The organism is Streptomyces cahuitamycinicus, from assembly GCF_002891435.1.
In the GTDB taxonomy this organism is placed as follows: Bacteria; Actinomycetota; Actinomycetes; order Streptomycetales; family Streptomycetaceae; genus Streptomyces; species Streptomyces cahuitamycinicus.
On sequence record NZ_POUC01000240.1, the window covers coordinates 1 to 12,216 of the forward strand.

Consider the following 12,216-nt stretch of genomic DNA (forward strand, 5'->3'; position numbering starts at 1 on the left):
CCTCTGGGGCGCCGGAGGCGTCGTCCTCGGAGGGCTCACCGGGGTCGGAGGGCTCACCGGGGTCGGAGGGCTCACCGGGGCCAGGAGCGGACTGTGAGGCTTCCTGGGCGTCCCGCGGAAGCGCGGCGGCTTCCGGGTGCACCTCGGGCCCGGGCTCCCCGTGGAACGCGCCAGGGGCCTCGGGGTACCGCTGCGCGAAGTCGTCGGGGGCGGACGCCTCCGGTCCCTGGCCGGGGAAGTCCGAGGGCTCGAAAGCGTGGTCGGGCCCGTGGTCGGCCCGTTGGTCGGCGAAACGGGACGGCTCCGCCGTGCGACCTGCCGCCCCGGGCTCCTCCGGCGCGTACTCCGACGGCTGGGGCGCGTGATCCGTGCCGGACGCCTCCGGCGCATGGCCGAACTCCCCCGGCCGGTGCGAGGCGCCGGTGTCCTCGTGGGCTCCCTGCGCGTGGGCGTCCCGCGGATGTCCGGGTCCGGCCTCACCCGGGCCCGCCTCCCGCGGCAGCGGCCCGGCGGCCTGCTGCTCCGGTGCGAATCCGGAGGCGGGTCCCGAGGCGGGTCCGGCGTCGCCCTGCGGTCCGTACCCGTGGTCCTGCTCGTGCGCGGGGTCCTGCTCGTGGTCCTGCCCGTGCGCGTGGTCCGGTCCGTGACCGTGGCCGTGGTCCTGCTCGTGCCCGTGGTCCTGCTCGTGCCCGCGGTCCGGCCCGTGACCATGGTCCTGCTCGTGACCGTGCTCGTGGGGGTAGCCCGGGTAGGTCTCCTCCTGCCCGGGCACGTCCTGCGGGTCCTGCGGGTCCTGCCCCCACGGCCGGCCCGCGGCCTGGGTCGCCCAGGGCGCGGGCGCGCCGCCGGGCAGCGTGGCCGGCGGGGTGCCGCCCCACTGTTCGACCAGGGAGGACGTGGTGAACTCGCCCGACTCGTCCGGAAGGTCGCCCCCGGCGACAGGGATCGACCACTGCCCGGTCACGTCATGGCCGGGCGCGGCCCCGGCCGCCGCGGTCTCCTCGAAGTTCCACTGCCCGGTCGCCCCGGGGTTGTACGTGAACCGGTCGTCGCCGTGCTGCGGAGCCGTCGCGTCGGAGCCGTAGGGCGTCCCGGGGTCGTACGGCGCGTCGGAGCCGCCGTACGGCTGCTCGGGCACGTCGTGGCCCTGCTGCTGGTGCCCGCCGTGCTCGTGTCCGTGCTGCGGGTGCCCCGCGTTGGGGTCGTGCCACTGCGTCCCGTCGACCGGCGCGCCCGGCACGGGCCACGCGCCCGTGGCCGCCGGGTCGGTGCCGGCCGTCGGGGCGGGGCTGACCGCTATCTGCGGCGGTACGTAGCCGTGGCCGGGCGCGGCCAGGGGGCTGTCGGCCGCCAGCAGGGCATCGACGCCACCCTCGGGGAGTTCGACGAAGGCCGTGGCGCCGTCGTCGTACTCGCCCTGGGGGAGCGGGTCCCAGCGGCTGCCGCCCCGGGGCGTGCCCTCTCCGTGCTGGTCGTCGGTCACGACAGCGCCCTCCCCAGTGCTCGTCGGGCCAGCGCGGCGACGGTGCGCCGCAGGTGCAGTACGGCGGGCGGAAGCTGCGCGACCGAGCCGTCCTCGGCCGGCGCCGCGTCGGGGATGCAGGCCGCGGCGACGTACTCCCCGAAGGCGTTCAGCGCCTCCGGGACGAGCGCCCGGTTGTTGTCCCAGTCGATGAGGCCGGCGACCCACTGCTCGGCCTCCAGGGGCCGCAGCGCCATCGGCGCTATGGCGCCCACCGCGCAGCGCACACCCCGGCGCGCGGGGTCCAGGACCAGGGCCACGGACGCCACCGCACGCCCCGGGCCGGTCCGGCCGGTCGCCTTCAGGAAGACCTGCGGGGCGTGCAGCAGCGGCACGCGCACGTAGCCGATGAGTTCGCCGGCGCGCAGCATGTCCATCCCGGCCAGCAGGTGCGAGACCGGGATCTCCCGGCGGGCTCCGCCCGGGCCCGCGATGATCAGGGTCGCCTCCAGGGCCGCCAGCACCGGCAGTGCGTCCCCGGTGGGGGCTGCCGAGGCGATGTTGCCGCCCAGGGTGCCTGCGTTGCGGATGTGCGGCGGGCCGGCGGCGCGCGCGGCGGCGGCGAGCGCCGGGATCAGGGCCGCGAAGTCGGGGCGGCCCATGCGCGCGTGCGTGAGGCCCGCGCCGAGCAGCGCGTGACCGTCCAGGTACTGCCAGCCGCGAATCTCGCTGATCCGGCCGAGTCCCACCAGCGCGGCGGGCCTGAGCTGCCCGGAGTTGACGGAGGCCATCAGGTCGGTGCCGCCCGCGACGGGCACGGCGGCGGGCACGGCGGTGAGTGCCGCGACGGCCTCGTCCAGCGTCGTGGGCAGCGTGACGGCCTGCCCCGCCTGCGGTGCGTGCGTGGTCAAACCGGCTGCCCCTTCCCGCTGCCCCACCTGGTCCCACCTGTGCTGCCGTACGGTACGTGCTGACAGGGCGGACGTGGCAACTCTGGCACATCTTGGCGAGAGCCGAGGACACGGGTCCGCTAGGAGGCATTCGCCCACCTCACCGGCGAGATGGCCCGTTTTCGCACAGGTTCACCAGTGCATGCCGATTGGCACTTTCGGTGACCCTTGTGCGCTTTTTCCGTGGCCTGTTCGAGCTGTTCGGTCGCGACGGGCGGCAGGACGGATCGCGACGAACGGCAGGACCGCTCGCCACGGACGGCAGGACCGTTTGCGACAGCAGGCCCTACCGGGTCGGCGGAAGGCCGTCGATCGGGCGGCCCAGCACTCCCGGGCGCTGTTGCCAGGGCAGCGGGCCCGTGGGGGGCCGGTAGGCGACCCCCAGGGCGTCCAGCCGCCGGTAGTGGGCGGCCATCCTGCGCTCGAAGCCGGCGAAGTCCCGTTCGGCCGAGGGCGGCAGGGTGCTCCAGGCGACCTCCGCGAAGGCCACGAGCCGGGGGAAGGCCTGATAGTCCACGCGCGCGGGGTCCTCCATCACCTCGGTCCACAGGTTGGCCTGCGTGCCCAGCACGTGCCGGGCCTCCTCGGGCGTCAACTCCGGTGGAACGGGCTCGAACCGGTAGACGTCCTCCAGGGTGCGCACCCACCCGATCGGCACCGGCTCCTCGGGGCCCGGGTCCTGACGGTGGTCCAGGTACACCTGCTGCTCGGGGCACATGACGACGTCGTGCCCGGCCCGGGCGGCGGCGATCCCTCCGGCGTAGCCCCGCCAGGAGGACACGGCGGCACCCTCGGCCTGCCCGCCTTCCAGGATCTCGTCCCAGCCGATGAGCCGGCGGCCGCGCTCGGCGAGCCAGGTGTCGAAGTGCCCGATGAACCAGGACTGGAGTCCGTCCTCGTCCACGAGCCCCAGTTCCCTGATGCGCGCCTGGGCCGTCCCCGAGCGCCGCCACTGGTCCTTGGGGCATTCGTCGCCGCCGACGTGGACGAACTCCGAGGGGAACAGCCCGAGTACCTCCTCGAAGACGCCCTCGTAGAAGCGCAGGGTGCTGTCAGTGGGGGCGAGTACGTTCGGGTTGATTCCCCAGGTGTCCCAGACGGAGAGGGCGGTGGTGTCGATGACGTCGGTGTTGCCGAGTTCCGGGTACGCGGCGATGGCGGCCTGCGAGTGGCCCGGTACGTCGATTTCGGGGACGACGGTGATATGCCGCTCGGCGGCGTAGGCGACGATCTCCCGGATGTCGTCCTGGGTGTAGTAGCCGCCGTGCGGCTTGTCCTCCCACAACGGCGAGGCCCGGTGGCCGGTTTTGGTACGGGCGCGCCAGGAGCCGGTCCCGGTCAGCCGCGGATGCCGTTTGATCTCGATGCGCCAGCCCTGGTCGTCCGTCAGATGGAAGTGGAAGACGTTGAGTTTGTGCGCCGCCATCAGATCGAGGTAACGCAGCACGCCTTCCTTGGACATGAAGTGCCGGGCCACGTCGAGCATCAGGCCGCGCCAGCGGAGCCGGGGGGCGTCCTCGATGGTGAGGTACGGCACGGTCCAGGCGCGGTCGCGGTCCAGCGGGGCCCTGCGGTACGCCTCCGGGCCGAGGAGTTGGCGCAGCGTCTGGGCGCCCCAGAAGACACCGGCCGCGCTGCCGCCCTCGATGAGGACGCCGTTCCCGTCGCTGACGAGGCGGTACTCCTCCCGGCCGAGCCCGGGGCCGAGTCGCAGCCGGATGCCGCCCTCGGCGTCGGCGGGCTCGTGCCCCTCGCGCAGCGGCAGACCGGTGGCCTGCCGGAGGGCGGCGCCCAGCCACTGGCCGACGTTCTCCGTCCCGGTGTCGGAGCAGAGCCGGGAGTGCCGCGTCAGCCGCACCTCGCCGGAACCGGCGACGGCGCTGCGGGGCGCCGGAATCAGTTCGGTCACGTCAGTCCTTCACCGCTCCGCCCAGTCCGGAGACCAGACGGCGCTGTACGAGTACGAAGAAGACCAGGACCGGGATCGTCATTACCGTGGAGGCGGCCATGACGCCACCCCAGTCCGGGTCGTCGGGCTTGTGGAAGACGAGCAGGGCCATCGGCAGCGTCGACTGCGAGGTGTCGCTGATGATGAACGACTTGGCGAACAGGAAGTCGTTCCAGGCGGAGATGAACGAGAACACGCTGGTGGCCACGAGACCTGGCAGGACGAGCGGGAAAAGGATCTGCCAGAGGAATCGCGCCCGGGTCGCCCCGTCGATGTACGCGGCCTCCTCCAGGGCCTCCGGAACGGCTTTCACGAACCCCCGGAGCATCCAGATCGCGAAGGGCAGTGAGAAGGCGATGCGGGGCAGGATCAGCGAACCCAGCGTGTTCAGCCGGCCGGCGTCCCGCATGAGGAAGAACAGGGGGATGGTGAGGGCTTCCACGGGCACCATCTGGGCCACCAGAAACATGATCAGAAGGGTGGTCCGGAGGCGGAAGCGGAATCGTGTGACGGCGGTCGCGGCGAGAAACGCGATGAGCGCGGAGGCGATCACGACACAGCCGGCGACGAGAAGGCTGTTGAGGAAGTAGCGGCCGAATTCCTGCTGCCCGAAGACGCGCCGGAAGGAATCCGGGGAGGGCGCGAGTGTCCACGGCCGGGGCTCGCTCGACTCGATCTCCCCGGCCGGTTTGAAGGCGCTGAGCACCATCCAGTAGAAGGGGAAGGCGACGACGACGGCGATCAGCAGGGCGGAGGTCTCGGCGGCCGGCCGGCCCGGGCGGCGCACACGGGCGCGTAGAAGATTCACCGGGTTACCTCCGTGGAGGTGTTGCAACATGCGCAATGAATGTTTCGCTGTGCACAACACATCGGAGGCTAGGGACTACGTGAACACGCCCACAAGAGGTCTCAACCACTCTGTGACCGGAAGACGCACCCCGTGCAACGCCCGGACAGCACAAAGACCCCCAGGGCGCGCAAAACGCACCCTGGGGGCCTCACGCCCCGCGAGTCGGGCCTACTTGTCGCCCTTGTCGTCGTCCCCGGAGCTCATGGACTCGTAGATCTCCTTGCACATGGGACACACGGGGTACTTCTTCGGGTCGCGGCCCGGCACCCAGACCTTGCCGCACAGCGCCACGACGGGGGTGCCGTCGAGGGCGCTCGCCATGATCTTGTCCTTCTGGACGTAATGGGCGAAGCGCTCGTGGTCACCGTCACCGTGCGAGGTCTGCGGCGTCGGCTCAACGAGGGTCCCCGTACCAGTCCCGCGCTCGGGCTCGAGAGTGCTCATAGGGCCAAGGGTACTGAAGCTCACACGCATCAGTTGAGCGAAGGGTCGTCCGGGTACGTCGCGACCATCGCCAGCTCACTGCGCTGCCGGCGCAGCACCTCCCGCCAGAGCCGCTCGGGGGACGGGGACGAGACGTCGCCGGGCTCCGACTCGACGACGTACCACGCGCCGTCGACCAGCTCGTCCTCCAGCTGGCCCGGGCCCCAGCCGGCGTACCCGGCGAAGATCCGCAAGGAGCCGAGAGCGGAGGCCAGCAGCTCCGGCGGGGCCTCCAGGTCGACCAGACCGATCGCGCCGTGCACCCGGCGCCAGCCCAGCGGGCCGGTCTCGCCGGACGCGCCGCCCGGAACGACCGCGACCCCGAGAGCCGAGTCCAGCGACACCGGGCCGCCCTGGAACACGACACCCGGTTCCACGGCGAGATCCCCCCAGCCCTCCAGGATGTCGCCCACGCCCACCGGCGTGGGGCGATTCAGGACGACACCGAGGGAGCCCTCCTCGTCGTGGTCGAGGAGCAGCACCACCGCACGGTCGAAGTTGGGGTCCGCCAGGGCGGGGGTGGCCACGAGCAACCGCCCTGTGAGCGAGGACACCTCGGTCATGGCAGACATGATCCCGCATTCTCCCTTCGCGTGGGGAGGCAATACGGCACAGGGAGGGAACGCAGCTCAGGGCGCACCGATGCGCCCCACGCGCACGAAAACCGGCCGTGACCCCATGTGCCCGGCACGGAACGGTTCGTGTTGTGACGAAGCTATGACGTGGCTGGGTCTGACTCAGGCTTACGGAAGGGGGGTGGTGGGCGATTACCCTTTCCCTCCTGGCCCCTGCCCGACTCCATGGAACGCGAGATTCATGACCGTCAACGACGATGTCCTGCTTGTCCACGGCGGAACCCCGCTGGAGGGCGAGATCCGTGTCCGCGGTGCGAAGAACCTCGTACCGAAGGCCATGGTCGCAGCGCTGCTGGGCAGCGCTCCGAGCCGGCTGCGCAATGTTCCGGACATCCGCGACGTTCGGGTCGTACGGGGTCTGCTGCAGCTGCACGGTGTGACGGTCCGTCCGGGTGACGAGCCCGGCGAACTCGTGATGGATCCGACGCGCGTGGAGAGCGCCAACGTCGCTGACATCGATGCCCACGCCGGTTCGAGCCGTATCCCGATCCTGTTCTGCGGCCCGCTGCTGCACCGCCTCGGCCACGCGTTCATACCCGGGCTCGGCGGCTGTGACATCGGCGGCCGGCCCATCGACTTCCACTTCGACGTGCTGCGCCAGTTCGGCGCGCGCATCGAGAAGCGGGACGACGGCCAGTACCTGGAGGCGCCGCAGCGGCTGCGCGGCACGAAGATCCGGCTGCCGTACCCGTCCGTCGGCGCGACCGAGCAGGTACTGCTGACGGCCGTCCTCGCGGAGGGCGTCACGGAGCTGTCCAACGCGGCCGTCGAGCCGGAGATCGAGGACCTCATCTGCGTGCTGCAGAAGATGGGCGCGATCATCGCGATGGACACCGACCGGACGATCCGCATCACCGGTGTCGACAAACTCGGCGGCTACAACCACCACGCCCTGTCGGACCGGCTGGAGGCCGCGTCCTGGGCGTCGGCGGCGCTGGCGACCGAGGGCAACATCTACGTCCGCGGCGCGCAGCAGCGCTCGATGATGACGTTCCTGAACACCTTCCGGAAGGTGGGCGGGGCCTTCGAGATCGACGACGAAGGCATCCGCTTCTGGCACCCCGGCGGCCTTCTGAAGTCCATCGCCCTGGAGACGGACGTCCACCCCGGCTTCCAGACCGACTGGCAGCAGCCGCTGGTGGTGGCCCTGACGCAGGCCACGGGCCTGTCCATCGTCCACGAGACGGTCTACGAGTCCCGCCTCGGCTTCACGTCCGCGCTGAACCAGATGGGCGCGCACATCCAGCTCTACCGCGAGTGCCTGGGCGGCTCGAACTGCCGCTTCGGCCAGCGCAACTTCCTCCACTCCGCGGTCGTCTCGGGCCCGACCCGGCTCCAGGGCGCGGACCTGGTCATCCCCGACCTGCGGGGCGGCTTCTCGTACCTCATCGCGGCACTGGCGGCCCAGGGCACGTCCCGTGTCCACGGCATCGGCCTGATCAACCGCGGCTACGAGAACTTCATGGAGAAGCTCATGGAGCTGGGCGCGAAGGTGGAACTGCCCGGCAAGGCGCTCGGGTAGTCCCCGGTACGCCGAGGGGCGGCCACCTGATTTCAGGTGGCCGCCCCTCGGCATTTCATACGGCTCTGCGTGGCGCGCCCCAAAGGGGCGCGGGGAACTGCGCGACCAGCCACAGGCGGCCCGCAGTTGCCCACGGCGCACGCAACGGGCCGCTTACTTACCCTTGGCCGCTTCCTTGAGCTTCGAGCCCGCGGAGACCTTCACGCTGTAGCCGGCCGGGATCTGGATCGGCTCGCCGGTCTGCGGGTTGCGGGCGGTGCGAGCGGCACGGTGGGTGCGCTCGAAGGTCAGGAAGCCGGGGATGGTGACCTTCTCGTCGCCCTTGGAGACGATGTCGCCGACGACGTCGGCGAACGCGGCCAGCACGGCGTCGGCGTCCTTGCGGGTCACCTCGGCGCGGTCGGCCAGCGCGGCCACCAGCTCACTGCGGTTCATGTTGTTACTCCCGTGTTCATCTTGCCGTTGAGGCGTCAGATCGAAGCCGATGCTGCCAGGGTCCTCGATGAGTCCCCGGACCCGGGTCCGTCGTCAGACCCTCGCGCCCAGGGACGCATCCTGCCCCTACCTGCGGCGGGAAAGCCAATCCGGCACCCGCCGGAGTCGTGAGAACACCCTTGGGGAGTCACACGAAAAAAGGGCCTGAGCCTGGCGCCACGATAGCTGCGCTGCTGACAGGGTTCTTGCGACGCGCCGGGTTCCGGGCCGCCGTGGGGTTACTCACAGTCCGATGCCGGGCCCCGCCGGGAGCCCGGTCCGGCCTCGTCCTCAGACTCCGGACGTGCTGCCCGCCGTCGCACCGCCGGCCTTGGCGGCCTCCCGGACGGCGCCCGCGACGGCGCCCGCGACCTTGTCGTTGAAGACGCTCGGGATGATGTAGTTCGGGTTCAGCTCGTCCTCGGTCACCACGTCCGCCAGCGCCTTGGCGGCGGCCAGCATCATCTCGGTGTTGACCGTACGGGACTGCGCGTCCAGCAGACCGCGGAAGACACCCGGGAAGACCAGCACGTTGTTGATCTGGTTCGGGAAGTCCGAGCGGCCGGTGGCGACAACGGCCGCGGTCTCGCGGGCGATCGCCGGGTCGACCTCGGGGTCCGGGTTCGCGAGCGCGAACACGATCGCGCCGTCGGCCATGGCGGAGACGTCGTCGCCGTCGAGGACGTTCGGGGCGGAGACGCCGATGAAGACGTCGGCGCCGCGCACGGCCTCCTTGAGGGTGCCCGTGAGGCCCTCGGGGTTGGTGTTGTCGGCGATCCAGCGCAGCGCCGAGTCCGGGGCGGCGTCCACGAGGTCCTCGCGGCCCGCGTGCACGACGCCGTGGATGTCGGCGACGACGGCGTTCTTGACGCCTGCGGCGAGCAGCAGTTTGAGGATGGCCGTACCGGCGGCGCCGGCGCCGGACATGACGACCCGGATGTTCTCCATGGACTTGCCGGCGACGCGAAGTGCGTTGGTGAGCGCGGCGAGGACGACGATGGCGGTGCCGTGCTGGTCGTCGTGGAAGACGGGGATGTCGAGGGCCTCGCGCAGCCGGGCCTCGATCTCGAAGCAGCGGGGCGCGGAGATGTCCTCCAGGTTGATGCCGGCGAAGCCCGGGGCGATCGCCTTGACGATCTCGACGATCGCGTCGGTGTCCTGGGTGTCGAGGCAGATCGGCCAGGCGTCGATGCCGGCGAACCGCTTGAAGAGGGCGGCCTTGCCCTCCATCACGGGCAGGGCGGCTTTCGGGCCGATGTTGCCCAGGCCCAGCACGGCGGAGCCGTCCGTCACGACCGCAACGGAGTTGCGCTTGATGGTGAGGCGGCGGGCGTCCTCGGGGTTCTCGGCGATCGCCATGCAGACGCGGGCGACGCCCGGCGTGTAGACCATGGACAGGTCGTCACGGTTGCGGATGGGGTGCTTGGACGCCATCTCGATCTTGCCGCCGAGGTGCATGAGGAAGGTCCGGTCCGAGACCTTGCCCAGGGTGACGCCCTCGATGCCGCGGAGTTCCTCGACGATCTCGTCCGCGTGCGAGGTCGACGACGCCGCGATGGTGACGTCGATGCGGAGCTTCTCGTGACCGGACGCGGTGACGTCGAGGCCGGTCACCGAGCCTCCGGAGGACTCCACGGCGGTGGTGAGCTGCGAGACGGCGGTTCCACTCGCGGGCACCTCCAGCCGGACCGTCATCGAGTAGGAGACGCTGGGCGCCGTTGCCATGGCCGACTTCCTCTGCTTTCACCTGACGCTGAGTTGTGCCGTCCGATCGTCGCACCTACCGCTGAGTAGCAGGTAGCCGCCCTCGATTGCGAACGTTTTGTTCGCGGAATGGGCCGACAAAAAGAGACCCACGTCACGTGGACGTGGGTCTCTTCGCAGTTGAGTGGCACCGACCCGCCATGCTCGCCTCGCGGCAAGTGGTCGCTCGTAGCGACGAAGGTTGGGCCCGGGGGCTTGGATCGGGCCGGTGCCACATCCAGGCTAACAAACAGATCCCGTAAGGCCATTCCCGTACCGGGAGTTCATTTCGCCGGCAAGTGGGTAACCCCGCTCAGTCCCTGAGCAGGTCCGGGATTCCCGCCGCGTCGGGCTCGTCCCGGCCGGTCGAGACGACCGTCAGCTGCTGGGTGGCCCGGGTCAGCGCGACGTAGAGGACCCGCAGGCCGGCCGGGGACTCGTCGGCGATCTCCGCCGGGGAGACCACGACCGTCGCGTCGTACTCCAGGCCCTTCGCCTCCAGGCTGCCGAGCGCCACGACCCGGTCACCGAGCCCGGTGAGCCAGCGGCGGGCCTCCTCGCGGCGCTGCATGGCGACGACCACGCCGACCGTGCCGTCGACGCGGTCCAGCAGCCGGGCCGCCTCGTCGCGGACGGTCGTGCCGAGCGTGTCCTCCACGACGGTGAAGCGGGGTTCCACGCCGGTGGAGCGGACCGCTTTCGGTGACACGGAGCCGGGCATGGCGAGGGCGAGGACCTTCGAGGCCAGGTCGGCGATCTCGGCCGGGTTGCGGTAGTTCACCGTGAGTTCGAAGCGGCGGCGGGGGCGGGTGCCGAGGGCCTCGTCGCGGGCCTGGGCCGCCTCGTCCGGGTCGGACCAGGAGGACTGGGCCGGGTCGCCGACGACCGTCCAGGTGGCGTGCCGGCCGCGGCGGCCGACCATGCGCCACTGCATCGGGGTGAGGTCCTGCGCCTCGTCGACGATGACGTGGGCGTACTCGACGCGTTCCTGCGCGAGGCGTTCGGCGCGCTCGCGCTGCGACTCCTCGCGCACCGGCATCAGCTCGTCCAGGCCGGTGAGCTGGTCGAGCGGGTCGAGTTCGCGCTTCCTGCGGGGGCGGGCCGGGGCGCCGAGGACGGCCTGGAGCTCGTCCAGCAGGGCGATGTCGTGCACCGAGCGGCCCTCACGCCTGAGCGAGCGGGCGACCTTGCGGACCTCGCCGGGGTTGAGGATGCGGCGGGCCCAGCGGCCGAGACGCCGTTCGTCGGCCATGGCGTCCAGGACGGCCGCCGGGGTCAGCTCCGGCCACCAGGTGTCGAGGAAGGCGATGAAGGCGTCCTCGGAGGTGATGTCCTCGTCGAAGGAGGAGCGCAGCTCGGCCGCGAGCTCGGGGTCGGTGTGCCGTCCCGCCGCGCCGGACTGTTCCCACAGGGCGTCCAGGAGGAGCTTGCGGGCGCGGGGGCGCAGCAGGTTCACGGGGGCGGTGCCGCCCAGGGCGGAGCGGCGGACGCCGTCCAGCTCCCGGGCCTCCAGCTCCAGGCGGCGGCCGAAGGCCACCACGCGGAGCCGGGCCGGCGGGTCGTTCAGCTCCAGGGCGCCGCGCGCGGCCTTCCGCAGCACCTTGAGCATGCGGGAGGAGCCCTTGGCGCGGGCCACGGACGGGGAGTCGTAGAGGGTGGCCTCGCTGCCGTCGACCAGGGAGCCGATGGCACGGATGGCGACCTGGCCCTCCTCGCCGAGGGAGGGCAGCACGCCCTCGGTGTAGGCGACGAGCAGCGGGGTCGGCGAGACGATCAGGATGCCGCCCGCGTAGCGGCGCCGGTCCTGGTAGAGGAGGTACGCGGCGCGGTGCAGGGCGACGGCGGTCTTGCCGGTGCCCGGACCGCCCTCGACGTAGGTCACGGAGGCGGCGGGGGCGCGGATGACCAGGTCCTGCTCGGCCTGGATCGAGGCGACGATGTCGCGCATGGTGTGGCTGCGGGCCTGGCCGAGCGCGGCCATCAGGGCGCCGTCGCCGATGACGGGCAGCTCGTCGCCATCGAGGTACGCCGTCAGCTCGGGGCGCATCAGGTCGTCCTCGACGCCCAGCACCCGGCGGCCCTTGGAGCGGATGACGCGGCGGCGGACGACACGGCCGGGGTCGACCGGGGTGGAGCGGTAGAAGGGGGC

General features: G+C 71.6%; 9 protein-coding genes and 1 pseudogene. 1 reads left to right on the plus strand and 9 read right to left on the minus strand.

The genetic code is table 11. The features are described 5' to 3' along the window. From C1J00_RS47070 to C1J00_RS27205, 6 genes and pseudogenes are all read right to left on the minus strand, one after another. A pseudogene (locus tag C1J00_RS47070) lies at positions 1–1,483 on the minus strand (2Fe-2S iron-sulfur cluster-binding protein); the annotation flags it as partial. Beyond that, entirely contained in the window at positions 1,480–2,373 is an 894-nt protein-coding gene (locus tag C1J00_RS27185; RefSeq protein ID WP_102911654.1) for an FAD binding domain-containing protein, read from the minus strand. The gene C1J00_RS27185 and the pseudogene C1J00_RS47070, both read right to left, overlap by 4 nt. Before the next feature lie 325 nt (positions 2,374–2,698). Then, a complete protein-coding gene (locus C1J00_RS27190; protein ID WP_102911655.1) occupies positions 2,699–4,321 on the minus strand; it encodes a beta-N-acetylhexosaminidase in 1,623 nt (540 codons plus the stop codon). Position 4,322: 1 nt separating this feature from the next. Beyond that, positions 4,323–5,168, minus strand: a complete 846-nt coding sequence (locus C1J00_RS27195) for a carbohydrate ABC transporter permease (RefSeq protein WP_102911656.1) — start codon at positions 5,166–5,168, stop codon at positions 4,323–4,325. A 210-nt stretch (positions 5,169–5,378) separates the two neighbouring features. After that, the gene (locus tag C1J00_RS27200) at positions 5,379–5,654 is read right to left on the minus strand and encodes a DUF3039 domain-containing protein (protein WP_033308193.1); all 276 of its coding nucleotides are present in this window, start codon (positions 5,652–5,654) and stop codon (positions 5,379–5,381) included. 29 nt (positions 5,655–5,683) lie between these two features. Further along, positions 5,684–6,256, minus strand: coding sequence for a YqgE/AlgH family protein (locus tag C1J00_RS27205; RefSeq protein WP_180989719.1), 573 nt, complete (start codon positions 6,254–6,256; stop codon positions 5,684–5,686). A 253-nt stretch (positions 6,257–6,509) separates the two neighbouring features. Between C1J00_RS27205 and murA the strand changes: the two genes are divergently transcribed. Next, positions 6,510–7,850, plus strand: a complete 1,341-nt coding sequence (gene murA, locus C1J00_RS27210; RefSeq protein ID WP_102911658.1) for a UDP-N-acetylglucosamine 1-carboxyvinyltransferase — start codon at positions 6,510–6,512, stop codon at positions 7,848–7,850. Between the two features lie 153 nt (positions 7,851–8,003). Here the strand turns inward: murA and C1J00_RS27215 are convergent, their stop codons facing one another. The 3 genes from C1J00_RS27215 to C1J00_RS27225 form a co-directional block, all read right to left on the minus strand. Next, positions 8,004–8,285, minus strand: a complete 282-nt coding sequence (locus tag C1J00_RS27215; RefSeq protein ID WP_003990598.1) for an HU family DNA-binding protein — start codon at positions 8,283–8,285, stop codon at positions 8,004–8,006. 330 nt (positions 8,286–8,615) lie between these two features. Beyond that, the gene (locus C1J00_RS27220; RefSeq protein ID WP_102911659.1) at positions 8,616–10,049 is read right to left on the minus strand and encodes an NAD-dependent malic enzyme; all 1,434 of its coding nucleotides are present in this window, start codon (positions 10,047–10,049) and stop codon (positions 8,616–8,618) included. 331 nt (positions 10,050–10,380) lie between these two features. Then, the coding region (locus C1J00_RS27225; protein WP_102911660.1) for a HelD family protein at positions 10,381–12,216 on the minus strand (1,836 nt) is incomplete at its 5' end.

Coding starts and splice junctions, on each gene's coding strand:
- C1J00_RS27200 (WP_033308193.1), bottom strand. CDS start 5,654: ATGAGCACTCTCGAGCCCGAGCGCGGGACTGGTACGGGGACCCTCGTT.
- C1J00_RS27205 (WP_180989719.1), bottom strand. CDS start 6,256: ATGACCGAGGTGTCCTCGCTCACAGGGCGGTTGCTCGTGGCCACCCCC.
- murA (WP_102911658.1), top strand. CDS start 6,510: ATGACCGTCAACGACGATGTCCTGCTTGTCCACGGCGGAACCCCGCTG.
- C1J00_RS27215 (WP_003990598.1), bottom strand. CDS start 8,285: ATGAACCGCAGTGAGCTGGTGGCCGCGCTGGCCGACCGCGCCGAGGTG.
- C1J00_RS27220 (WP_102911659.1), bottom strand. CDS start 10,049: ATGGCAACGGCGCCCAGCGTCTCCTACTCGATGACGGTCCGGCTGGAG.